Here is a 22,664-nt window from a genome sequence, read left to right as displayed (position 1 = left end):
CAATCTCCGAGAATCACCAGAAGTAAGTCCCCGCCATGTTAGGAAAACACGGCGGGGACTAGTTCCTCGAATACGCGGTGGGTCTTTTTGGGAAAAGGTCCCCCTCTTCCCCTTCCCCCGGACCCCATCCCCATCTCCCCTCCCAAACTTTTTGGCTCCGCTGCGCGGGGTAGGTCGGCGATCGGCCTGCGCTCAGTCCGGTCCAACGTCCGGAAAGGAGGGGAGGGATTTGATTTGGCGGGGGTGGCGGAAGCATCGATCACTGACCGATTCGTGGCCGGGTCGGATTGACTGCGATGGGTGGAGGCTCTTGCCGGGCGCACTTGACGGGAGCCGACAACCGACGGGGATGACGAACCAAGCCGCCACCCGCCGCATACGCGACCTCTACGGGACTTAGCTGTGGAGTTGCAAGACGTTGTTCACAGATTTTCCTAATCGGCTGATGGGCGTTTTATTCTGTAACGCCGAATGATTCCGGTAATTATTGTATTCATGGAGCCAGCGGGGCAACTCGCAGGCTCTTTCGCGTGAATTCGCATAGCTGGCAGGCCCCCTCGCGGAGCGCGGTCTGGATGAATCGCTCCGCCTTGCCATTGGTGCGCGGCGTATAGGGTCGGATGCGGATATGCCGGAGCCTGGATTGTAAACACGCTCGCGGAACAGCTTGGAAACATGGCCCATTCCATTGTCCGTCATTACCCGCCGCACGGTAATTCCCAACGACTTGTAAAAACGAAGAGCCGATGAAAGGAACGCAGCGACGCACTCCCAGACCGCACCGCACCTCTCCCTCCGTCGGTCGCCATGCACGCGGTGGCCAGGCTGGGCGAAGCACCCCGATTTCTTGATTCCGATGTGCAGTGAACCGCCCGGATTTTTCAACTGATAGCGCCGCCGAGGAAGGGGTGACCCCTATGATTTAAGCCGGTTCATGCGCAATCGACGCAACGCGCGGTGCACCCGCGCTGCGGAGAGCCCGAGCATAGCGGCGATGCGGCAAGCGGCGAGGTGCTGGCGGCGCAAGGCGGCGATTCACCCTATGGTCCGAGGCTGCAGGGCTGTCGGCGAATGATGGGGCCGTGAGGACTTGTCGAAAAGTTCCTCCTCTTTCCTGCGGCGCGCCAACCACTTGTAAACGGTACGCCGGGATACCCCAAACGCCGCCACCACATTTTGTGGCCGTGATCCGCTTTCCATCCGGCCTACAAGCTCCACTCGACGGACAAGCGTCAATCCGGCATCAGCATGAATGTTCCCTCGGTCCTCCTTTCGGGAATTGCGTCTTCGTAAACACAAGTTGACCGATTAGGGCCGAGTGAACAACCGCCCAGAACTTCACAACTAGCGACCATACACGTTCCGCATCCCGCCCAATCCGCCCCCGTCCCGCCTACTACAGTCAGAAGACACCGCCATCCTGGCCGCAGTCGGCAAGGCGTTGCGCGGCCGCAGCGGATACGGCTGACGACAAGGCGTTGCGCGGCCGCAGCGGATACGGCTGACGACAAGGCGTCGCCCGGCCTCCCCTGGGCGGGGTGGCCGGATTCGTCCTGTTGCCGTGCGTTGCCCGAAGGCGGCCGGTTAGTCGTTGCCGAGGGTGATCTGGAAGGCGATGGAATAGAGGTGGTCGAAGAAGTCGACGTACTCCACGGGGATGTGTTTGGGCACGTTGATGCGCGAGGGCGCGAAATTGATGATGCCGCGGATGTTGGCGTCCACCAGGTGGTTGGCCGCGCGCTGGGCGCGGTCTGGCGGGGTGGCGATGATGCCGATCTCCAGGTTGAGCTCCGGGGCCTGCTCCTTGAGGTGCGTCGGGCAGACGATCTCCATGCCCTCGAACTCCAGCCCGATCTTGTCCGGGTCGCAGTCGAAAGCCGCGCAGATCTTGAAGCCGCGCTTCTCGAAATCGTGATGGCGCAACAGGGCCGTGCCCATGTTCCCCACCCCGATCAGCGCACACTTCCAGACGCGGTCGATGCCCAGGGATTGTTTGATGGAAGTGATGAGTTCCTGAACATAGTACCCAACGCCGCGCACGCCGAACTCGCCAAAATAGGCAAGATCCTTCCGAATCTGTGAGGAGTTCACCGAGCACGCCCGCGCCAGCTTCTCCGAGGAGATGACGTCGTTCCCGTCCCGGAGCAGGTTTTCCAGGACCTGGATGTACACCGCCAGGCGGCCGATGGTGGCCTTGGGGATATGTTCGCTCTTGATGTTCATCCGCTCGTCTCTCATTGATAAGTAGCGTCCGCTATGTGAAATTTCGAACAAGACGTTAGCAGAAAAAGGGAGGCCGAAGCCTCCCTTTGAGTCTTGATCGGTCGAATAGGAACTAGACGACGAAGAGCAGGATGAGGCAGACGACCAGGCCGTAAATGGCCAGGGACTCGATGAAGGCGAGGCCCAGGATCAGGGTGGTGGTCAACTGGCCGCCGGCTTCGGGGTTGCGGGCGATGCCTTCGCAGGCGCCCTTGAGGCCCATGCCCTGGCCGATGCCGCACAGACCGGCGGCGATGCCCATGCCGATGGCGGTGGCGTAGGCCTTGGCGGCCATGACGGGATCACCGGCGCCTTCGGAAGCGAAAGCGATGGAAGCAACCAGGACCATAGCCAGGGTCGTGAACAGGATCTTCGCGATTTTCATCTGTAATTCCTCCAATGGAATTCTTTATTGTTGTGGTCCAAGGACCATTTCCCCAATGTTGCGAGCCCGCCGCCTAGTGGGCGTGCTCGATGGATCCCTGCAGGTAGATCATCGTCAGCATGAAGAAGATGAATGCCTGGATGGTCTTGGCAAGGATGAACAGGAAGTACATGGGCAGCGTGCCCAGGATCGGAGCCAGCATGAACAGCAGCACGAGCACGATTTCCTCACCGCGAATGTTTCCGAAGAGACGGAGGGTGAGGCTGAGCGGCCGCGCGATGTGGGAGATGGGCTCCAGGATCAGCATCAGCGGAGCCAGGAAACCGACCGGGCCCATGAAGTGCTTGATGTACTTGAAGCCCCACTTCTTGATGCCCACGCCCTGGTAGAACACGAACACGATGATGGCCATGGCGGCGTTCGTGTTGATGTTCGCGGTGGGCGCGTCGCAACCCGGCACCAGGCCGGTGTAGTTCATGGTCAGGATGAACAGGAAGATGGTCACCAGCAGCGGAACGAACTGGCGGCCTTCCTGACCCAGGTTGGCGACGACGAAATCCTCGAGACCGCCGACGATGACCTCAAAGAGGTTCTGCATCCCGCCGGGGACGAGTTTCAACTTGCTGCGGACCAGCAGGCCGCAGGTGAACAGGATGATCATGGCCATCCACATGTAAAGCACATGGTTGGCGATGTGGATGCCCGTGGCAGCCTTGAGCATGTCCATGTACAGAAGAGGATGCGGCAAACCGCCGGAAAAACCCATACCAAGCCTCCTTGAAATCAACCTAGGCTTTCTTGTGCCCCATTTGGACCAGGCCGGTGACCGCGATGTTCGCCACCACCGTGCCGAGCCCTGCAACCAAACCCCATATGGGAACGCGGTGAACCCCGATCAGCCAGTACAAGGCCAACCCGCTCAGGGTCATCTTTCCCATGAAGATAGCAAACAAGAGGAAGGGTGCTCCCTTGCGGACGTAAATCAAGGACTGGACTATGCGGGCCATGGCCCAGAAGTTGATCAGGGCGAGCAACGCCCCTGCCGCGAAAGCGAGCGACCACTGCGAAAAAAGTGTCACCAGCACGATCGCTAGAGAGGCCCCCAGCGACACGTAAATCTGATTGCGGATGATCAGCCGCACCTCGGGATGGACGAAGCCGCTTTTTGCAAGCAGCCGCTCCACCGGCCGGTTAATCGTTTCCACCGCTTTTCTCGTCATCTTGTTTCAAAGAACGTTGCTGTTCCATCCTGCGGGCCTCTTCGCGCCGCTGCAGCCGATGAAAGTCCTCCCAGACCATCTTGAACCCGGCCACGACCCCCAAAAGGAAGAAGATCATGATGAGCCAGGGCTTGGTCCCGAAGAAATCGTCGAGCCAGTAGCCGAAGAACAGGCCCACGACGGTGGCGGACACGAAATGCAGTCCGATTGTCCCGGCGGTTCCCCCCACCTGGACGATGGTCACCCACCTGTCGTTTTTTGAAAAGAACACTGTTTGCCCCCGCGAAGGTTTTCGCACATTCCCTTGGGCGGTTACCGCCAAATCAGCAATTAGTGCAATCCTTCACAAGTTGTGGAGGAGTAGCATATCGAGCCTTTTGCCGTCAATGCCCTTTGAGGCAAAAACGATCTTTTTTTCACAAAGCCGCGCCCCTGCGGCTTTCGCCGGGCGGCGGGCCTTCCCGCCGGTTCCGGCCCCGCGCGGGGCGGGTAAAAGCGGACCGGCGGCCGGAGGCTCCCGGCGCTCCGGCGCGTCATTGTCCAATCGCTCTTGCGGACGCCCTATTTCGGGTCGCCCACGTCCACGACCTTGACCAGGAATTCCTTCACCCCGGCGGGCGGATCGAAGAACACGGCCATGAACGGCGTGGACGAGCCAGGCCGGATGAAGGTGTTGTTCGAGAGGACGCCGACCTCGCTCTTGAGGCCATCCTCGATCTCGGGCCGGGTCTGGACCTGGAGCTGGAACTGGGAGAGCAGGTTGCCGCACAGGAATGCCTGCGACGTCAGCACGTTGCCCGTGCCGTCGTAGAGCACCACCTCGACCTTGATCCGCTCCTTGGGCGCGGTGAACTGGTTCACCGCCTTGCCCTCGACAACGAAGAGGTTGCCGGTCTTTTCGTTGGCCACGTAATATTGCTTGACGTTCTTGAGCACGATGTTGCGCACGCGGTCGGCCGGGGATTCACCCGGGGCGGCCTCCTTGTCGCCGCCGGTCTCCTCCAGGCAGAGCTTGCCCACGTAGGGCACGTTCTGGATGTAGGAGCACGGGTCGAATCCGAACCAGCGCCAGGCCTTGAGCCACACGGCCCCGCCGATGAGCAGCGCCAGCACGAGCAGGACGATCAGGCAGCCCAGAGGCTTGCGGCTGCGGACCGGCTCGTCCTCGTCCAGGTCCAGGCCGTCGCTTCCGCCTTCGTCGTCTCCGCCCTCTTCCTCTTCCGCCTCGTCCTCGTCCTCGTCGTCTCCGGCGAAAAGGTCGTCAGCGTCGTCAGCGTCATCCGCGAAAATATCGTCCACCGGGCCCTCGCCCTTGGCCGGGGGGTCCTCGTCCGGGGTCCCGTCGTCGGCGAAGAGATCGTCCGCGTCGCCGAACAGGGAGTCCACGTCCGCATCGCCGCCTGGCGCGGCGACCTCCCCCTCGTCGTCGCCGAAGAGGTCGTCCATGTCCGTGCCGCCGGACTCGGCTTCGTCCGCCGCGTCCACATCGTCCGGCTTCCCGGCGGGCGCGGCCGAGCCGCCCGACGACACCTCGTCGAAGGTCTCGTCAAAGGCGTCGCCCGCGCTGGTGTCCGGGGTGGAGGGAGTCTCCTCCTCCAGGAGGGTCTCCACCTCCTCCTCGGGCGTGGCGGGCGGCTCGGCCTTGAATACGTGCGCGCACTTGGAGCATTTGACCTTGGCCCCTCCGGGCGGGACCTTGGCGTCGGGCAGGTTGTACCGGGTCTGGCAATTGGGACAGGTGACGATCATAACTTATCTCCGATTATCCTTATTCACTGGACAATTCGTAGAGTCCATCCAACTCCCTGTAGCGTTCGGCATAGTCCATGCCGTAGCCCACGAGAAAACCGACGAGGGCGTCGTCGCTCAGCTTGAATCCGGCGAAATCGACGGTGATGTCTCTTTCCCGTCGCTCATGCTTATCAATAAGCGCGCATATTTTCAAACTCTTCGGACCGCGCCGTCTGAGGACGTGCAGCAGGAAGTCCATGGAGTGGCCGGAATCCACGATGTCCTCCACCACCAGGACGTCCTTGCCTTCGATGGCGATCTCCAGGTCCTTGGAGAAGACGAGGTCCTCCCCGCGCGTGGTGCCGGAGCCGTAGCTGGCCAGGCGGACGAAGTCGACCTCGATTTCGCGGTCGATGCGCCGGATGACGTCGGCATAGAAGAGGAACGCGCCCTTGAGCACGCAGATGCAGACCAGGGGCTCGCCCCCGGAATAGCTGGCCGTGATCTCCCGGCCCAGTTCGGCCACGCGTTCGGCGATCTGTTCGGCGGAGAGGTATGTTGTCAGTTTATGAGCCATGTCGCTTGTGAAATCCGAAGGTTAGAGGTGCAAGACCATGGCGACTTCGTTGCACAGGTCCGGGAATCGGGTGCAGTTCAGGCAGTCGGCCCAGACCTTCTGGTTGAGGCCGTCCATGGCGGTCTGCTCGAACCCGAGGTGGGCGAAGAACCCGGTCTGCTCCGTCAGGGTGTACACGGTGTAGATGCCCAGCGTGACCGCCTCGCTCAGGGCTGCCTCCAGCAGCTTGCGCCCGAACTTGCGGCCCCGGTATTCCGGCAGGACCACCAGGGAGCGGATTTCCGCCAGGTCGTCCCAGATGATGTTCAGGGCGCAGCAGCCCACGACCTTGTCGTCCTCCACGACCACGAAGAAGTCGCGCAGGTGGGAGTAGAGTTGGCTGAACGACCGGGGCAGGACCAGGCCGTCATGCTCCTGGCGGTTCATGAGCAGGCCGTGGATGATGCGGACGTCGTCCATTTTGGCTTTTCGGATCATGGCTACTTGCTGTTCAGGTCGTCGACCACTTTTTCCAGCATGGCCTGGGGGAAGGCCCCGGGCTTGCCGAAGATCTGATTGCCCAGCTTGTCGAAGATGACCAGCGTGGGAATGGCCTCGACGCCGAACCGCTCGGCCATGGCCCGGCCGCCGGAGAACACCGCCATCTTCATGGGATGCTGGTCCAGATAGGCCTTGAGCTGACCCAGGTCCTCGTCCAGGGACACGGCCATGATGTTGGCCTTGTCCCCGCGCGAACCGGCCAGGCCTTCCATCTCGGGAAGGGCCTGCTTGCAGGACGGGCACCAGGTGGCCCAGAAGATCAGGAGCGTGGGCTTGCCCGCGTGCGCCTTGAGGTAGGCGTCCAGGCCCGCCGAGTCCAGGGTCGGGACGCCGGAGGCCGCCTTCGGCGTCGCCTGGGGGTTGCCGGCGGTGGATTCCCGGCCGTCGGAACAGGCCATGAGCAGCAGGGCAAGCAGCAGGGCGACGCCCGTAAGCCGCATTCGATTCATACTGTCACCTCTCGATAATGGTGCGGGCACTCTACCAGAGTTGCGCCGCAAATAAAAGCGGGAAGGTCGCCCCGCACGCCCGGCCGAACCCGACGGGCGGGCCGAAGGCGGGGAGCCGCAGCCGATCGGGCCTAAACGTCCAGGCCCTGTTTCTTGTACTCGTTGAGCTTGTTGCGCAGGGTGCGCACGGAAATGCCGAGGAGTTCGGCGGCGCGGGTGCGGTTGCCGGTGGTCTCGGCCAGGCTCTGAAGGATGAGCCGCTTCTCCATCTCGTGGATGGGCATGACGGACACCGCCTCCTCGGGCGTGGCGGGCGGCGCGGCCTCGGCCACGGCCCGCTGGCCCGCGTCCACCTCGCCGATGTCGTCGGGGTCCCAGTCCTCGTCGCCCATGAGGAAGTGGCGCGGGGAGACGGGGCCGTCCCCGGCCAGGAGCACGGCGCGCTCCATCAGGTTCTGGAGTTCGCGCACGTTGCCGGGCCAGTCGTAGTCCAGGAGCCACTGCCGGGCCTCCTCGGCGAAGGGCAGCCGCGGCAGACCGTAGGCCGCGCAGAACTTGGCCACAAAAAACTCGGCCAACAGGAGGACGTCCCCGCCCCGCTCGTGCAGGGGCGGCAGCTTGAGGGGGATGACGTTGAGCCGGTAGAAGAGGTCCTGCCGAAACTCGCCATCGGCCACCGAGGCCTCGATGTCCCGGTTGGTGGTGGCCAGGACGCGCACGTCCACCTTGACCGTCTCCACGCCGCCCACGCGGTCGAACTCGGACTCCTGGAGCACGCGCAGCAGCTTGGCCTGGAGCCCGAGGTCCATCTCGGAAATTTCGTCGAGCAGGATGGTCCCGCCCTGGGCCAGCTCGAACTTGCCGAGCTTGCGGTTGATGGCCCCGGTGAACGCGCCCTTCTCGTGGCCGAAGAGCTCGCTCTCCAGCAGGTGCTCGGGCAGGGCCGCGCAGTTGATGGCGATGAACGGGCCGCCCCCCCGGTCGGAATTGTAGTGCAGGTAGCGGGCGAACATCTCCTTGCCGGTGCCGGACTCGCCGGAGATGAGCACCGTGGCCTTGGAGCGGGCCACGCGCTTGGCCAGGGCCAGGACGCGCAGCACGGCCTCGTGGCGGCCGATGATCTGGAACTTGCTGTGGGCCACGGGCGCGGCGGGCCGGGGGGCGTGGTGCTGGGCCGATGCGGCCGGGGCGTCCTCCTCCTCGTCCAGCTCGTCCTCGGCGGGCAGGATGACCCGGATTTTCTCCCAGACCAGGGGCTCCAGCCAGAAATCGCGCGCGCCCTGCTCCAGGAACCGGGTGGCCTCCTCGGCGCTGCCGTGGGCCGCGAAAACGACCACGGGCGGGAAGCCGGGCACGGCGCGCGCCTGCTCCAGCAGCGCGGCGGCGTCGAACCCCTGGAGCCTGGGGCGGCAGAAGACCAGGCAGGGGCGGGATTTCCGGATGAACCCGAGGGCCCCGGCCAGATTGTCGGCCAGCCCGGCCTGCAACCCGGCCTCCTTGAGGGTGGGGAAGATCGCGGTGACCGACTGCGGCTCGGCGATGAAGAGGACAGTTCTGGCCGTCATGTTTCACCCTATTAACGGCAAGTCGCACGGTTTACAAGTAGTTCCGGCGAACAAGGCGCAGGTCGCGGGCCACGACGCCGACGGCCGCTCCCGCCCGCCCCGCGCCGGATTCACCGGCTCTCCCGGGACGAGGCCCGCACCATGAAAAAAACGCCGCCATCGGTCGATGGCGGCGCTTTGCGTTCGCGAAAACCGTTCGGCTAGGCGACCTGGGAGGCGGCGCCCCCGCCCTTCTCGCCCCGTTTGAGCTCGACGCCGCTGTGCTCCAGGGCGGCGCGCATGCTCCGCTTCTTCAGCTCGGAGATCAGGCCGAGGTGGAAGGCGCGCTCGATGCCGTCCTCGGAAAGGGTGATGACCGGCTTGAGCAGAAACAGCCCGGAGGCCTCCATTTCCTTGATCGCGCCGGGCCCGTAGGTGCGCGGGGAAAACCGCTCCATGCCGCCCTTGATGAACTTGGAAATGCACTCGTCGACCAGGGATATGCTCTTCATCTGCTGCCACCTCGAAATCAGGGCTCGTTTGCCGATGGAAGATACTAGAAAAACTCCAGACAAGCAACCGACGGGGGGACATTTTCCCATTTTTTCAGGGCGATCGGCCCACAATCCCCGCCCGGCAACGCTTTTCCCGGCGCCAGCCCGACGCGTGGGGCACGGCCGCCGGGCGGGGCGGAACCGGGTCCTCTTCCGCCCCCCCGTCTTGCCCTGGTTGCCGCCTTCTGATACTCCCAGGTTCCGAGCCAACGAGAAGGAAATGATCCGAGCATCCATACCCGTTTTCTGCTACCACAACGTCAGCGAAATCGACGGCCACACGCCCGAGCTCTTCGCCGAGCACCTGGACGCCATGGCCGACGCGGGCTGGCGCACCCTCTCCGCCCTCGACCTCCTGGCCGTGGTCCGGGGCGAGCGCAAGGCCCCGCCCAAGTCCCTGGTCCTGACCTTTGACGACGGCCACCTCTCCAACTGGCTGACCGTGGTCCCCGAGCTGACCCGGCGGGGCATGACCGGGACCTTCTTCGCCCTGACCGACTTCATCCGGCCCGGCGGGCCCCGCACCAGGGACTCCGCCCCGGCCATGCGCACCATGCCCGAGGCCTTCAAGCACGCCCTCCAGGGCAACGACTTTTCCCAGTTCATCAACGAAGGCGAGATCCGAGCCATGCTCGGCATGGGCATGGAGGTCTTCGCCCACGGCTGCCGCCACCAGGGCGTGTTCCGGTCCCTCCGGCCCCTGGCCCGCATGGGCGAGGCCCACGCCCGCTGGCCCGCCTGGTCCATCTACCCCGGCTACGATCCCGAGTGGCCCACCTTCGACGACGCCAGCGCCTACGTCTACGACGGATTCAAGCCCCTGTTCGACCGGCCGGGAGCCACGCCGCGCTTCGTCATGCGCAGCCGCGAGGAGCGCCTCGCCCTCTGCCGCGAGGACTTCGGCCGCTCCCTGCGCCGCATCCGCGAGCTCAACGGCCTTCCCGTACAACTTTTCTGCTGGCCCTGGGGCCAGTTTCGCGACGACGCCCAGGCCGAACTGCGCGCCGCCGGTTTCGCGGGGGCCTTCACCCTGGAGCGCTGGGTCAACGCGCGCGGCGCCGACCCCTTCCGCCTGAACCGCATCGGCGTGGGACGGCCCAAGACCGGCAAGTGGATTCAGTCCCGGCTGCGCATGTACGGCTCGGACCCGGCGGCCCGCGTCTTCTTCAAGCTCCAGCGCCTCAAGCCAGAGGTCCGGCGAATCCTCTACGCCACGGACTCCCTGCGCCTGTCCGGGGGCAGCCGCCAGTTGCTCAACAACATCAAGGCCATGCGCGACATGGGGGCCGAAGTGCACGCCGTGCTCCATCCGGACTCCCCCCTGGCGGCGGCCGCCGCCGGGCTCGGGGCCGAGGTGGCGACCTTCGACGGGTTCTCCAGCTACCTGCGCGCGGGCTCGTTCCTGGCCCGGCTGGTGCGCGAGCACAAAATCGACGTGGTCCACACCTTCCACAACCGGGCCTACAAGATGGGCGTCATCGCCCGGCTCATGGGCGCGCGGTTCGACCTGTTCATCAACCGGGGCGTCATCTCCCGGCCCAACGACATCTTTTTCCTGTGGACCGCCTTCGCGCGCGGCGTCGTCTGCAACTCCCGCCGCTGCGCCGACGTGCTGGCCCGATACCGGGTGGCGAAAAAACGGCTGAACGTGGTCTACAACGCCTATGACGGCCCGGACTTCGGCGACCCGCCCCTGCGCAAGAAGCGCGGGACCCGCTTCGCCTACGTGGGCAACGGCGCGGAGGTGAAGGGGCTCGACGTCTTCCTGCGCGCGGCGGCCCTCTACTGCGCTCAGGGCGCGCGGGACACCGAATTCCTGGTGGTCGGCCTGCGCGGCGACGACGCCCCGCTCTACGACGCCCTGCTCACCCCGGAGCTGCGCCAGCGGCTGACCTTTGCGGGCGAGCTGCCCCACGACGAGGTCATCGACGCCCTGCGCTTCAGCGACGTCCTGTGCATGACATCGCGCAAGGAGAGCCTGCCCAACGCCCTCATCGAGGCCTACGACCTCGGCCTGGCCGCCGTGTGCACCTCGGTGGGCGGCGTGCCCGAGCTGGTGCGCGAGGGCGTGAACGGCCTGCTCTGCCCGAGCGAGGACGCCGAATGCCTGGCGCAAAAGATGCGCACCCTGGCCGACGACCCCCTGGGCCGCCACCGCATGGGCCTCTCGGGCCGGGCCGTGGTCCGCTCCCAGTTCACGCCCGAGGCCAAGGGACGGCGGCTCATGCGCGTCTACATGGGCGAGCGCGTGGACGACCCCCTGGACGTCCGCCCCGCCCCCGAACTCCAGCCCCCGCCGGACCCCGACCATGACTGACGCCGCCGCCCGTCCGCTGACCGCCCTCTGGGACTCCCTGCCGGAGCCCGTCCGGGAGCGCCTGCGCCTCGGGTTCACCGGCAAGCTCCACCTGCTCGACCTGGCGGGCCGCGTCCTCGGCACCGACGACCCCGTGCTCGCCTCCCTGGGCGGCGACGCCCTGTGCGCCGCCTTTGCCGAAAACCCCCTGGACGGAGCCATGGCCCGCGAGCTCCTGGCGCGCGACGACACCCGCGCCCTGGTCCCGGCCGCCGCCCGCCCGGCCATGGCCGCCGTAGCCGAGGCCTGGCGCAGGCCCGAGGCTCCCGACTATTTCGCCCTGCTCCCCACGCGGGATTTCCCGGCCATCCGCCGCCGCATCGAGCTGGGCGCGGCCGGGGACCCGGACAACCTCTTCTGGCGCGAGCAGGCCCTTTCCATCGGCCTGATCGACAACGACCCGGACTGGACCGAGCGGCTGGCCGCCCTCCCCGACCGACCCGGCCTGGCCCCGGTGCGCGACAACGTCGCCGCCTGCCTGGCCCTGCATCGCGGGGAGCACCACGAGGCGGCCCGGCTCTTCGCGGCCACGGGCGACGCCTTCGGCCCGTCCTTCGCCGCCCTCAGGTCCGGCCTGGCCATGCTCGCGGCGGGCGACGCGGCCTCGGCCCACCTGCTCCTGCTCCGGGCCCTGGCCAACGCCCCGTGGAACACCAGCCTGCTCCTGCGCGCCCACGACCTGCTGGCCGGGTGGGACGACCTGCGCAGCCCGCTCAACGGGTCCGTGGCCGTGCTGCTCTACTCCTGGAACAAGGCCGTGGAGCTGGACGCAACCCTGCGCGCCCTCTACGAATCCGAGCTCTCCGGGGCTTCGCTCTTCGTGCTGGACAACGGGTCCACGGACCCCACCGCCGAGGTCCTCGACTCCTGGCGCGGCCGGTTCGAGTCCCGCCTGGGCCGCGACCGGTTCACGACCATCTCCCTGCCCGTCAACATCGGCGCGCCCGCCGCCCGCAACTGGCTGATGCACCTGGAGGCCGTGGGCCGCCACGACTTCGCCTGCTACCTGGACGACGACGTGGACCTGCCCGCGGACTGGCTGCTCCGCCTGGGCGCTGCCGTGCGCCGCTACCCCGATGCCGGGGTCTGGGGCTGCAAGGTGGCGGACCACGCCAACCCGGCCATGATCCAGAGCGCCGACGCCCACCTGCTGGCCGACCCGGACGGCCCGGCCCCGGACCTGACCCGGGCCGAGCCCAATCCCTTCCGCCTCTCCAACCTGCACATCCAGACCTTCGACACCGGCCTGTTCGACATCCTGCGCCCCTGCGCCTCGGTCACCGGCTGCTGCCACCTCTTCCGCACCGCCGGCCTGCTCGCCTCGGGCGACTTCGCCCTGCATCTCTCGCCCACCCAGTACGACGACATGGAGCACGACCTGCGGCTGTGCGAGGCCGGGAGCTTCGCGGTCTACCAGGGGCATCTGGCCGTGCGGCACAAGAAGCGCACCGGCGCGGCCACGCGCGTGGCCGGGCCGGAGCTGGGCAACGCCCTGGGCAACAAGTACAAGATGCAGACCATGCACGAGCGCGGGGCCATCATCGAAGCCGCGCGGCGCGAGCAGGAACTGCTCGACGCGGACCTGCGCCGCAAGCTCGGCACGGTCGAAAGCCCGCTGATCTCATAGGCATTCGCCTGCGGCGGGCTGGAGTTTCGAGGTCCGTTTTTCTGGGGGGAAAGGCCAGCCGCAGATTGGGAGTAAGCCGAAAGCCGGGGGAAGCGTGCGCTTCCCCCTCCAGTCTTTTTGCACGCCCGGCGCGGGCAGCCTCGCTACTCGCCCTTTCGCGTCCCGTCGTACAGCTCGTATTCGAGCAGCCGGCATTCGATCTTGGCGTTGAACAGGGTGCGCCGGCTTTTGGTGCGCAGCCCGACCTGTTTGGCGAGCTTGAGGTTGCCGGTGAAGATGAAGCCGGTCTTGCCGGGGCAGGACTGCTTGAAGAAGTCGCCGATGGCCTTGTAGACCGCGCCGAGCTGGGCGGCGTCGCCGAGCCGTTCGCCGTATTCGGGGTTGAGCATGACGATGCCGGGCCCGGCGGGGACGTCGGTCCGGCGGAAGTCGCAGGCGCCGAACTCGATGAAGTCGCCGACGCCTGCGGCGCGGGCGTTGTGGCGCGCGGCCTCGACGGCTTCGGGGTCGTGGTCGGTGGCGATGATGCGGCCGTGGAAGCCGGGGTTTTCGGCGTCCTCCGCGTCGGCGACCAGGGCGTCCCAGCAGCCGGGATCGTAGCCGGGGACGGCCATGAAGGCGAAGTGGTCGCGCAGAAGGCCGGGCGCGCCGTTCAGGGCGATGAGGGCGGCCTCGATGGCGAGGGTGCCGGAGCCGCACATGGGGGCGACGAAGTGGGCGTTCCGTCTGGCCAGGGCGGGCCAGCCCGAGGCGAGGACGCAGGCGGCGGCGAGGGTTTCCTGCATGGGGGCCTTGTGGGGGCGCTTGCGGTAGCCCCGGCGCGGCAGGGGTTCGCCGGTGGTGTCGAGGTAGAGGGTGGCGCGGCGGCCCTGCCAGTGGAGGAAGAGGCAGACGCCCTTGGTTTCCGGGCCGGAGTCCGGGCGTTTGCCGAAGCGGTCGTTGAAGTGGTCGGCCACGGCGTCCTTGACGCGCAGGGCGGCGAAGCGGGAGTCGTTGACGGCGGTGTCGCGGATCACGGCGTCCACGCGGAAGTAGCCGTCCACGCCCAGGTAGCGTTGCCAGTCGAGCTTGCGCACGGCGCGGTGGAGCTCGTCCGGGCCGGGCGCGTCCAGTCGGGCGAGTTCGAGGAGCACGCGGTGTCCGGTGCGCACCCAGAGGTTGAGGCGCATGCAGTCGGCCAGGGTGCCGCGCGTTTCCACGCCCGCCTCCAGGGGGTGGATGTCGGCGAAGCCGAGGCCGGACAGTTCGTCGGCCAGGATGTCCGGCATACCCTTGGGGCAGGTGACCAGGATGGTGGAAGTGGTGTCGAAGACGTTCATGGTTCTCCGGGGGCTCAGCGCAGGTCCCATTCCGTGGCCGGGTCGGGGGCGGAAGCGGGGGCGGGTTCGGCGTGCCGGGTATTGGCGGGCGCGGCGGGGGGCCGGGCCAGGGCCAGGGTCATGGCCAGGCCGACGCAGACGCCGGTGGCCGGGTCGTAAAGCAGCGGGGTTATCATGCCCTGGGCGAAGAGGGCGGTGACAAGTCCGGCCCCGAGCCGGGTCAGGCGGCGCAGGAGCAGGGCTAAGGCCAGGCAGAGCAGCGCGGCGGGCACGGCGGCGCCCCAGGCCAGGGAGAGACGCAACCAGAAGGACGGCACCTGGTCCACGTAGGCTCCGAAGATGGCGGACGCGCCGGTGGCGGCCTCCCAGATGGCGCCCATGCCCATGGGAAAGTTGAGGGGCAGCGGCTGGTTGACCGGGAAGCCGGTGAGCAGCAGCGAGGGGTTGTCGGTGAAGAGGCGGACCCCTTCCATCCACAGCCAGTAGTCGGTGTAGCGGACGGCGTCCGAGGCCGTGGGCGGCAGGAAGAAGGTCCCGGCCAGGACGATCAGGCAGAGGGCGGCGAACAGGGCCCGGCGGGCCATGGACCCGCGTCCGAAGCAGAGCACGACCCAGGCCGCGCCGAACAGGCCGGTGCGCGACAGGCAGGCGATGAGCCCGAGCATGGTCAGGGCGCGCCACCACGGCCGCCCCTGGTCCGGCTCGTCCGGGCCGCCCTGGTTGGGGCCGGGACGAAGCCCGGCGCACAGGGCGACGAGCAGCAGCCCGGCCAGCACGTCGGCATTGCCGATGAGCCGCACCGAAGGCGCGGCCCGGAAGAGGATCGTCTGCACGGCCAGCTCCGCGACGCACAGGGAGCCGAGCAGCGCGCCGAAGCGCTGGAAGTCCGCCCGGTCGGGCAGGCCGCAGGTGGACGCCCAGAGGGCGGCGAAGAGCAGGTAGACCACGGGCGCGCCTTCGCCCAGGTAGGGCAGGACCGGAGAGAGGGCGGCGCGCCAGTCCGGCAGGTAGCGGACCAGCCCGCCCACAAGCAGCGCGACCACAAGCAGCGAAAAGGCGAAGCCGCGCCGCGCGGGCGCGCCCGGACAGGGGCGGCGCAGGGCCAGGAGCAGCCCGGCCCCGGCCAGGGCGGTCCAGACCGCGTCGGGCGGGATTTCGGGCGCTTCGCCGAGCCGCCCGGCCAGGCTCCACAGAGGCAGGACCGCATAGGCCAGGACCAACGGGACCACGCCCGGCCACCGGCCCGGCCGCGAGATTTCGGTTGCGCTGCGCATGGGCTCACTTACCCGTTTGCGCAGTCCAGGTAAAGCGCGCCCGCTCCGCCCCCGTTTTGCATTTTTTCAGGAATTCCAAGGCAACTTTTTTTAAGCGACCGCTTTCATTGACCATTTTAGCACGTCCAATTTATACTCTATTCCATTGAAATAACTTGGCTTTCAAGCTCAACCCCAACACCGGCGGCGCAACCGCCCTAAATGTTTCGAAAACATTGTCCGATGAAGAAGAACAGTGTATCGTGTCGCATCGTTATCCGGCTCAGTGGGATGAGGATGGTCAACGATTCTACCAGTGGGGTGACCATGCATCGGACGACGAAAGCCGCTTTGAGGAAAGCGGCGACAACCACCTTGGCGGTGATTTTTTTCCTGGCGTCGCTGCCCGGTTGCGCGGTCGTCGCACCGTTGCTCAGCGTGGGCGGCATGGCCGGTCTCGCTCCGCTCCAGTACGCGTCCACGGCCATAACCCTGGGCGAGTTCACCTATGAGTACGCCGCCAACGACAAGGACCCCTCCGAGGTCATCGAGGGCAAGATCATGGCCGTGCTCGACGGCAGCGCCTTCGAGATGCCCGACTTTGACGGCGACGGCCGGGAACCGGTCGTGGTCGCCGAAGCCGCGCCAGCGACCAAGGCCGAGACCGTGGAGGCCGCCATTTCCGCCGGGGCGCGCAAGCAGCGCATCGAATACCTGCTCGCCCACCGCGACCTTCAGTTCGAACGGCTGGAGCTGCGGCGCATGGCCTTCCGCAGCGCCCGCGGCGACGGCGAACTCTCCCTGCGCCAGACCGCCATGGCCTCCTCGCCCGACCTCATCCGCTCCGCCGACGGCCGCACCACCCTGCGCCAGTAGCGCCGCACGAACTTCACCTGTTCCGGGGACGCCGCTAGGCGTCCCTTTTTTTTGCGGCTGATGGTGCTGCCCGGACCTGCCGGCACGTTTACACCGCGCCCCGCTTCGGGCATGCTGAAGACTCTTGCCCTCAACCCGGGAGCCGCCATGCCCGTCCATCGCCCGACCCTGCGCCATGCCGCCGTCACCACCCGTTTCGGCTTGCTGCTCGCCGCCTTTTCCGACCGCGGGCTCGTCTCCCTGGAGCCGGGCGACGACGCGGCCGCCCTGCTCCGGTCCCTGGCCGAGCGCTTCCCCGGCGCGACGCTGTCGGACGACGCGCCAGGCCTCCGGGAGCCCCTGGCGGCCATCGCCGCGTTCATCGACGACCCGGCGCGGCCGCTTGGCATTGCGCTGGACCCGCAGGGGACGCCGTTCCAGCGGGAGGTCTGGCGGGCGCTGACGGCCATCCCGGCCGGGCAGACGCGCACCTATTCGCAGGTGGCCGAGGCCGTGGGACGCCCGTCGGCGGTGCGGGCCGTGGCGTCGGCCGTGGGGGCCAACCGGCTGGCCGTGATCGTGCCGTGCCACCGGGTGGTGCGCAAGGACGGCGGCCTGGGCGGCTTCCGCTGGGGCGTCGGGCGCAAGGCCGCGCTCCTCCAAGCCGAGGGCGTGAAGGCGTAGCCCCGCTCGGGGCGTCGGAAAGGCCGGTGGTCCCGGCTAAACGTCGATTTCCACGCCGATGGGGCAGTGGTCGGACCCGAGGACGTCCGGCTCGATCCAGGCGCGGGCCACCCTGTCCCTCAGCTCTTCCGAAACGAAGAAGTAGTCGATGCGCCACCCCGCGTTGTTCTGGCGGGCGTTGAAGCGGTAGGACCACCAGGAATACTGGCCGGGGCCGTCCTCGAACAGGCGGAAGGTGTCCACGTAGCCGTGCTCGATGAACTTGTCGATCCAGGCCCGCTCCTCGGGCAGGAAGCCGGAGCGCTCGCTGTTGGCCTTGGGGTTCTTGAGGTCGATCTCGCGGTGCGCGGTGTTGAAGTCGCCGCCCACCACGATGGGCTTGGCCTTGCGCAGCTCCTGGGCGTGGTCCAGGAAGCAGTCGTAGAAGCCCATCTTGAAGGCGAGCCGATCGTCGCCCATCTGGCCGTTGGGAAAGTAGATGTTGAAGAGGTGGAAGTCCGGGTACTCCAGGTGCAGGACGCGGCCCTCGCCCGTGTAGCGCGGGTCCGGCAGCCCGGTGGACACGGCCAGGGGCTCGGGATTGGCGAAGCAGGCCACGCCGGAATACCCCTTCTTGCCCTTGGACCAGTTCCAATAGTGGTTGGAAAACGAGTCCGGGGCCCGGTCCTCGGGGTCGAGCTGGTCCGGCTCGGCCTTGGTCTCCTGGAGCATGACCACGTCGCCGCCGCAGCCGTCCAGCCAGTCGCGGAAGTTCTTCTTGAGCACGGCCCGGTAGCCGTTGACGTTCCAGGAATAGATGATCATCGCCACCTCCGGATGCGGGACGGATAAAACAAAGGGGGAACCGGCCGCGCCGATTCCCCCCGTCATGCCGCGCGAGCGGCGAAAACTACTTCTCGTTGGGAGAGCTGACCTTGATCATCACCAGCGCGGCGATGGTCATGGACAGTCCCAGGAAAAACCAGAAATAACCCAGCATGATCGCTACCTCCATCAATTCTCGTGTTCGGTCAGATGCCTATACCAGAATCCGGCGGCGATGGAAAGCCGATTCCGCCCCCTGGCGCGCGGCCCGGCTCCCTGCTATCTTCCGGCCATGCAAACGTGCGACGCCATCATCCTCGGCGCGGGGGCCTCGGGCCTGTTCTGCGCCCTGACCGCCGCCCGGCGCGGCCTGGCCGTGGCCCTGGTGGACAATTCCCCCCGCCCCGCGCGCAAGCTGCGCATCTCCGGCGGCGGCAAGGGCAACTTCACCAACCTTTCCGTGGAGCCGGGCAACTATCTCTGCGCCAACCCGCATTTCGTCAAGTCCGCCCTGGCCCGGCTCACCCCCTGGGACGTCATCGACTTCTTCACCGCCCACGGCGTCACCTACGAGGAGCGCGACCACGGCCGCCTCTTCTCCATGGAGGGCGCGCCCCGGCTGGCGGGCATCCTGGCCGAGCAGTGCGGGCGGCTCGGCGCCGCCTTCCACCTCGGCCGGCCCATCGAGGCCGTGGAGGGGCCCGGCCCGTTCCGCGTCCGCGCGGGCGGCGTCGCCCTCGAATCCGCCAGGCTGGTCATCGCCCTGGGCGGCCCGTCATGGCCCCAGGCCGGCGGCACGGACCTCGCCTATTCCCTGGCCCGACGGTTCGGCCTGGCCGTCACCCCCACCCGCCCCGGCCTGGTCGGGCTGGCCCTGCCGAAAAAGCGGCTCGCCATGTGCCGGGATCTGGCCGGAAACTCGCTGCCCGCCACGGTCTCCTGCGGCAACGCCCGGTTCACCGACGCCCTGCTCTTCACCCACACCGGCCTGTCCGGCCCGGCCGTGCTCCAGATCTCCTCCCGCTGGCGCGAGGGGCGGCCCGTGGTCATCGATTTCCTGCCCTCCGCACCGCTCGCGGAGCTGGTGGAGGCCAACCGGTCCTCCAACATCCTGTTCCGCAACCTGCTCGGCCGCGTCCTGCCCAAGCGGCTGCCCGGCCACCTGCTCCCGGAGGGCGTGCTCCAGACCCCGGTCAGCCAGCTCTCGGCCGAGCAAATCGCCGAGGCCGCCGAGGCCGTCCACGGGTTCGCGGTTACGCCGTCGGGCACCGAGGGGCCGGCCCGGGCCGAGGTCACCGTGGGCGGGGTGGACACGGACGGGATCTCGTCCAAGACCTTCGAGGCCAAGGACGTGCCCGGCCTGCACGTCATCGGGGAGGCGCTGGACGTCACCGGGGACCTGGGAGGGTACAATCTGCATTGGGCTTTCGCCTCCGGCGCGGCTTGCGGGGAGAACCTGTAGCCGTTTTGCGGGCAGCGTCTTGCCCCGTGGCCGGGGCGTCGGACGGAGCACATTGGAAGCGGTTTTGGCTTGCTTCTGGGCGCTCCGGCCAAAAGCGCGTTGCGCATCCAGGACACAGGCCTGTGAAGAACGTCCCGCCGAAAACGGCTCCTTATCGCCTTTCGCCTTTTCCAAGGATTAAGGACGGGAATCAACCAAGCCGGGCGGGCGCCCCATGCGCCCCCTCGGGGGAAAAGCGGTGCAGGCTGGCCTGGGGCCGCCGGAGCGGGGGCAGGCGGAATATTGTAGGCGTTGACCCACATGCGGCCCGCCGCCTATGGACAAAACCCCGCCCGGCCGCTAGGTAGGGACGATGCAGAGTCCCGGCGCCAAATGGCCGAAGTTCCGGTCCGCGAAACCGCGCATCCTCCTGCTCACCAGCCAGTATTTCCTGATCGGCGAGCTCAAGGCGGCGTGCGAACGCCTCGGCGTGGAGCACCGGCTGCTGGATTTCGGGACCAGGGAAATGGACCTGGACGCCTTCGTCTCATGGGTGATGAGCGCCCTGACCTCGTTCCGGCCGGACTTCGTGCTGACCGTGAACCACCTGGGTGTGGACCACGAGGGGGTCCTGGCCGCGCTGCTGGAGCAGTTCGACGTGCCGCTGGCCTCCTGGTTCGTGGACAACCCGCACCTGATCCTGGGCACCTACCACAACCTGGACGCAGGCCGCACCGCCCTGTTCACCTGGGACGTGGACAACCTCGAATCCCTGCGGACCATGGGCTTCCGCAACGTCTTCCACCTGCCCCTCGGGGCCGACCCGACGCGATTCGCGCCCCACCGGGACGGCGGCGACGCGTCCTGGCGCGCGCCCATCTCCTTTGTGGGCAACTCCATGCTGACCAAGACGGTCAAGCGGCTGGAGGCGGCCCGGCCGAGCCCGCGGCTGGTGGAGTCCGGGCTGATGGTGGCCAAGGCCTTCGCCGACTCGGGCGAACCCTGCTCCGGCCGGTTCCTGACCCGGCGGTTCCCGGAGCTGCGGCGGGACTTCGAGGCCTTGGAGCCCCCGGCGCGGCGGCAGGCCTTCGAGACCTTCCTGACCTGGCAGGCCACGCTCATGTACCGGCTGGACTGCGTGCTGCGCATCCTGGATTTCGGCCCGCTCATCGTGGGCGACGAGGGGTGGAAGGAGCTGCTCAAGGGGCGGCCGGGCTGGCGTTATCGGCCGGAGCTGTCCTACTACGACGAGCTGCCGGACTTCTACCCGCTCTCGGACATCAACTTCAACTGCACCAGCCGCCAGATGCTCGGGGCCGTGAACCAGCGCGTCTTCGACGTGCCGTGCTGCGGGGCCTTCCTGCTCACCGACTACCGGCGCGGCCTGGAGGACCTCTTCGAGCCCGGCTCCGAGGTGGCCTACTACAGCCACCCGGACGAGATCCCGGGCCTGGTGGAGCTGTACCTGGAAAACCCGGAAAAGCGCCGCGCCGTGGCCGATGCCGCCCGCCGCCGCGTCCTGGCCGAACACACCTACGATCACCGCATGACCACGCTCATGGAGGCCATGCGCCAGACCTTCGCCTGACGAATGTCCAAGCGGCCGATCCTGATAATGCAGATGCAGCGGATGGGGGACCTGATCCTCTCCTTCCCGCTGATGCTCTGGCTGGCGCGCAAGTATCCGGGCCACCCGCTCTACGTGGCGGCCGAGGAGCTGTTCTACAGGCCGCTGATGAAGCTCTCGCCTCCGGTGACCTATTTTCCCTGGGCGGGCGCGGACGTGCTGAGGCGGCACGAGTTCGAGCTCGTCATCAACCTCTCCATCCAGGAAAAGGCGGCGGTGCTGGCGGGCCAGCTCCGATCCGAGGCGGTCTTCGGCCCGGTGCAGGCGGCGGACGGCGGACGGGTCGTGCACGGCGACTGGCAGCTCTACCGGACCTCGCTGGTGGGCAACAACCGCTACAACCGCTTTCACTGGGCCGAACTGAACGGCCTGGACGTCATCCCGGCGGCCGAGATCGCGGCCACGAGCTTCGCCGAGCCGCGCACCCAGCCCGCCGACGTCACCAAGGTGGGGCTGTTCCTGGGGGCCAGCGAAACGGCCAAGCGCCCCTCGGCCGAGTTCTGGGCCGGGCTGGTGCGCGAGCTGCTGGCGCGCGGGCTGCGCCCAGTCCTCTTCGGCGGCCCGGCGGAAAAGCCGCTGGGCGCTGAGGTCAAGCGGTTGGCCGGAGTCCCGGTCCTCGACCTGTGCGGCAGGCTGGGCCTGGACGAATTCGGGGCCGTGGGCCAGACCCTGGCCCTGTTCGTCACCCCGGACACCGGACCCATGCACCTGGCCGCCTGGACCGGCCTCAAGTGCCTCAACCTGTCCATGGGCCCGGTCAACCCCTGGGAGACCGGCCCGCACTCGCCGGGTCACTACGTGCTGCGGGCGGACATGGACTGCGCCAAGGGGTGCTGGCGTTGCGGCCGGGAAAAATTGTTCTGCCACGAGCCATTCGCCCCCAACCGGGTGGCCGTGCTGGCCGCGCGCCTGGCCGCGGGCGACGGGCCGGACAAGCTTTCGAAGATGTCCCTGCCCGGCCTGGCCCTGTTCCTGACCGGCAAGGGGCCCCTCGGCCTTTATCATATAAGAAGGCTCGACAGCGCCCCCCCGGACGGGGAGCGGCTGGCCTCCCGGTTCTGGCAGGCCTTTTTTGCCGCGCGCTTCGGCATCGGCGGCGAGGACGCGGCGGCGGCCGCCTGGCGCGGCCTGACCGAGGACGCGCCGAAAACGGCGCAGGTCCTGCTGGCCCATATCCCGGCCATGAGCCGCCAGCTCCGGCACGGGCTCGGGGCCGGCGAGCGGATCGACGCCGCATTCTGGGCCGAAAGCCCCGTCCCTGCCCGGCCGCTGACCGGCCTGGCCCAGATGCGGCTCCAGAACGGCGACTACGGCCGACCGGCATGGGCTGCCGTCATGGGTCACCTGGAAGCCCTGATTCGAGTCTGCGCATAGTCCTTCCGGCTGTTTCTTCCTACCTTAAGATTCCTTAAGTTTCCGAAATATCACATTTTCAA

The 22,664-nt window shown here is 67.3% G+C and carries 23 protein-coding genes; 7 read left to right on the top strand and 16 right to left on the bottom strand.

All coding sequences use genetic code 11. The annotated features are described in order from the left end of the window. Positions 1 to 1,035 precede the first annotated feature (1,035 nt). The 12 genes from PHP91_RS17290 to PHP91_RS09135 all read right to left on the bottom strand — a co-directional run bounded on the left by PHP91_RS17290 (position 1,036) and on the right by PHP91_RS09135 (position 9,220). Positions 1,036 to 1,299 carry a leucine zipper domain-containing protein gene (locus tag PHP91_RS17290; protein ID WP_366141556.1) on the bottom strand — a complete coding sequence of 88 codons (264 nt, stop codon included), beginning with the start codon at positions 1,297 to 1,299 and terminating at the stop codon, positions 1,036 to 1,038. A gap of 285 nt (positions 1,300 to 1,584) precedes the next feature. Beyond that, complete coding sequence (locus PHP91_RS09185; protein WP_300139803.1) at positions 1,585 to 2,217, bottom strand: redox-sensing transcriptional repressor Rex; 633 nt, start codon at positions 2,215 to 2,217, stop codon at positions 1,585 to 1,587. 118 nt (positions 2,218 to 2,335) lie between these two features. Then, positions 2,336 to 2,647 (bottom strand): ATP synthase F0 subunit C, encoded by a 312-nt coding sequence (locus tag PHP91_RS09180; protein ID WP_300139801.1) that lies wholly within the window; start codon positions 2,645 to 2,647, stop codon positions 2,336 to 2,338. Between the two features lie 73 nt (positions 2,648 to 2,720). After that, the gene (gene atpB / locus PHP91_RS09175) at positions 2,721 to 3,413 is read right to left on the bottom strand and encodes a F0F1 ATP synthase subunit A (RefSeq protein WP_300139799.1); all 693 of its coding nucleotides are present in this window, start codon (positions 3,411 to 3,413) and stop codon (positions 2,721 to 2,723) included. 22 nt (positions 3,414 to 3,435) lie between these two features. Beyond that, positions 3,436 to 3,852 (bottom strand): ATP synthase subunit I, encoded by a 417-nt coding sequence (locus PHP91_RS09170; protein WP_300139797.1) that lies wholly within the window; start codon positions 3,850 to 3,852, stop codon positions 3,436 to 3,438. Next, entirely contained in the window at positions 3,839 to 4,111 is a 273-nt protein-coding gene (locus PHP91_RS09165; RefSeq protein WP_300139795.1) for an AtpZ/AtpI family protein, read from the bottom strand. The genes PHP91_RS09170 and PHP91_RS09165 overlap by 14 nt, the downstream gene beginning before the upstream one ends. A 317-nt stretch (positions 4,112 to 4,428) precedes the next feature. Beyond that, on the bottom strand, positions 4,429 to 5,616 hold the full coding sequence (locus tag PHP91_RS09160) for a DUF3426 domain-containing protein (protein ID WP_300139794.1): 1,188 nt from the start codon (positions 5,614 to 5,616) through the stop codon (positions 4,429 to 4,431). A 19-nt stretch (positions 5,617 to 5,635) separates the two neighbouring features. After that, positions 5,636 to 6,175 carry a hypoxanthine phosphoribosyltransferase gene (gene hpt / locus PHP91_RS09155; protein ID WP_300139792.1) on the bottom strand — a complete coding sequence of 180 codons (540 nt, stop codon included), beginning with the start codon at positions 6,173 to 6,175 and terminating at the stop codon, positions 5,636 to 5,638. Positions 6,176 to 6,196: 21 nt separating this feature from the next. Then, entirely contained in the window at positions 6,197 to 6,652 is a 456-nt protein-coding gene (locus PHP91_RS09150; RefSeq protein WP_300139790.1) for an N-acetyltransferase, read from the bottom strand. A gap of 2 nt (positions 6,653 to 6,654) precedes the next feature. Beyond that, positions 6,655 to 7,164 (bottom strand): TlpA disulfide reductase family protein, encoded by a 510-nt coding sequence (locus PHP91_RS09145; protein ID WP_300139788.1) that lies wholly within the window; start codon positions 7,162 to 7,164, stop codon positions 6,655 to 6,657. 131 nt (positions 7,165 to 7,295) lie between these two features. Continuing rightward, positions 7,296 to 8,729 carry a sigma-54 dependent transcriptional regulator gene (locus PHP91_RS09140; protein WP_300139786.1) on the bottom strand — a complete coding sequence of 478 codons (1,434 nt, stop codon included), beginning with the start codon at positions 8,727 to 8,729 and terminating at the stop codon, positions 7,296 to 7,298. Positions 8,730 to 8,929: 200 nt separating this feature from the next. Then, positions 8,930 to 9,220 (bottom strand): hypothetical protein, encoded by a 291-nt coding sequence (locus PHP91_RS09135; protein WP_300139784.1) that lies wholly within the window; start codon positions 9,218 to 9,220, stop codon positions 8,930 to 8,932. Between the two features lie 262 nt (positions 9,221 to 9,482). On the opposite strand from PHP91_RS09135, the gene PHP91_RS09130 reads away from it, so the two are divergent. Both PHP91_RS09130 and PHP91_RS09125 read left to right on the top strand, forming a co-directional pair. Next, positions 9,483 to 11,579, top strand: coding sequence for a glycosyltransferase (locus tag PHP91_RS09130; protein ID WP_300139782.1), 2,097 nt, complete (start codon positions 9,483 to 9,485; stop codon positions 11,577 to 11,579). After that, a complete protein-coding gene (locus tag PHP91_RS09125) occupies positions 11,572 to 13,245 on the top strand; it encodes a glycosyltransferase (RefSeq protein ID WP_300139780.1) in 1,674 nt (557 codons plus the stop codon). The genes PHP91_RS09130 and PHP91_RS09125 overlap by 8 nt, the downstream gene beginning before the upstream one ends. A 143-nt stretch (positions 13,246 to 13,388) precedes the next feature. Here PHP91_RS09125 and PHP91_RS09120 read toward each other — a convergent pair whose 3' ends face one another. The 3 genes from PHP91_RS09120 to PHP91_RS09110 all read right to left on the bottom strand — a co-directional run bounded on the left by PHP91_RS09120 (position 13,389) and on the right by PHP91_RS09110 (position 16,266). Then, a complete protein-coding gene (locus PHP91_RS09120; RefSeq protein WP_300139778.1) occupies positions 13,389 to 14,564 on the bottom strand; it encodes a class I SAM-dependent RNA methyltransferase in 1,176 nt (391 codons plus the stop codon). Positions 14,565 to 14,578: 14 nt separating this feature from the next. After that, a complete protein-coding gene (locus PHP91_RS09115) occupies positions 14,579 to 15,838 on the bottom strand; it encodes a hypothetical protein (protein ID WP_300139776.1) in 1,260 nt (419 codons plus the stop codon). A 197-nt stretch (positions 15,839 to 16,035) separates the two neighbouring features. Then, positions 16,036 to 16,266, bottom strand: coding sequence for a hypothetical protein (locus tag PHP91_RS09110; RefSeq protein ID WP_300139774.1), 231 nt, complete (start codon positions 16,264 to 16,266; stop codon positions 16,036 to 16,038). Between PHP91_RS09110 and PHP91_RS09105 the strand changes: the two genes are divergently transcribed. Next, complete coding sequence (locus PHP91_RS09105) at positions 16,265 to 16,693, top strand: hypothetical protein (protein ID WP_300139772.1); 429 nt, start codon at positions 16,265 to 16,267, stop codon at positions 16,691 to 16,693. The two genes, PHP91_RS09110 and PHP91_RS09105, sit on opposite strands and share 2 nt — an antisense overlap. Positions 16,694 to 16,840: 147 nt before the next feature. Next, positions 16,841 to 17,356 (top strand): methylated-DNA--[protein]-cysteine S-methyltransferase, encoded by a 516-nt coding sequence (locus PHP91_RS09100; RefSeq protein WP_300139770.1) that lies wholly within the window; start codon positions 16,841 to 16,843, stop codon positions 17,354 to 17,356. Positions 17,357 to 17,392: 36 nt separating this feature from the next. On the opposite strand, the gene PHP91_RS09095 is transcribed toward PHP91_RS09100, so the two are convergent. Beyond that, positions 17,393 to 18,160, bottom strand: coding sequence for an exodeoxyribonuclease III (locus PHP91_RS09095; protein WP_300139768.1), 768 nt, complete (start codon positions 18,158 to 18,160; stop codon positions 17,393 to 17,395). Positions 18,161 to 18,395: 235 nt separating this feature from the next. Between PHP91_RS09095 and PHP91_RS09090 the strand changes: the two genes are divergently transcribed. The 3 genes from PHP91_RS09090 (at position 18,396) to PHP91_RS09080 (ending at position 22,602) form a co-directional block, all read left to right on the top strand. Beyond that, positions 18,396 to 19,622, top strand: coding sequence for an aminoacetone oxidase family FAD-binding enzyme (locus tag PHP91_RS09090; RefSeq protein WP_300139766.1), 1,227 nt, complete (start codon positions 18,396 to 18,398; stop codon positions 19,620 to 19,622). A 352-nt stretch (positions 19,623 to 19,974) separates the two neighbouring features. Further along, positions 19,975 to 21,189: a glycosyltransferase gene (locus PHP91_RS09085; RefSeq protein ID WP_300139765.1), complete on the top strand. Its 1,215-nt coding sequence runs from the start codon at positions 19,975 to 19,977 to the stop codon at positions 21,187 to 21,189. Between the two features lie 3 nt (positions 21,190 to 21,192). Beyond that, a complete protein-coding gene (locus PHP91_RS09080; protein ID WP_300139763.1) occupies positions 21,193 to 22,602 on the top strand; it encodes a glycosyltransferase family 9 protein in 1,410 nt (469 codons plus the stop codon). The last annotated feature ends 62 nt before the right edge of the window (positions 22,603 to 22,664 follow it).

The sequence above is a fragment of the Pseudodesulfovibrio sp. genome, from assembly GCF_028692895.1.
Taxonomy (GTDB): Bacteria; Desulfobacterota; Desulfovibrionia; order Desulfovibrionales; family Desulfovibrionaceae; genus Pseudodesulfovibrio.
This window is presented reverse-complemented; position numbering and strand designations above follow the sequence as displayed.